General features: G+C 39.9%; 1 protein-coding gene. It reads right to left on the minus strand.

From position 1 onward, the window contains the following. The coding region (locus LI164_RS15655) for a site-specific integrase (protein WP_227087380.1) at positions 1-444 on the minus strand (444 nt) is incomplete at both ends.

Raw genomic sequence — 444 nt, forward strand, 5'->3', positions numbered from 1 at the left:
TCACAAATGGTTCTGCCTTTGGGCGTTTCTTCATAACCCGTTGAAATGCCTGTATCGTTTCTCTGCTTAATGGTACTTGCCTTATTCCGCTTTTCGTCTTAGGCGTTTCAATATAATAGCCTTGTTCCTTGCTCTTTAGTAACTGGTGGTCGATAATCACAACTTCATTCTTGAAATCAATATCGGCTACTGTCAGTCCGCACAGTTCCGAGATACGAAGTCCTGTTTTTAACAGTATCAGCACATCATCATAATACTTGTGATACACATTGTCCGTCTTGATGAATGAGAGTAAGGCTTGTTCCTGTTCCTCTGTCAATGCAACTTTCTCTTTGGTATCATTTTCTAGGACTTCACTTAACTTGAAATCAAAGGGATTTTTCCTTACGCAATCGTCTTGTATGGCGATATAGAATGACGCTTTTAACGAGCGTTTATGGTTGT

It is taken from the genome of Dorea sp. 210702-DFI.3.125, from assembly GCF_020560945.1.
Taxonomy (GTDB): domain Bacteria; phylum Bacillota; class Clostridia; order Lachnospirales; family Lachnospiraceae; genus Dorea; species Dorea formicigenerans.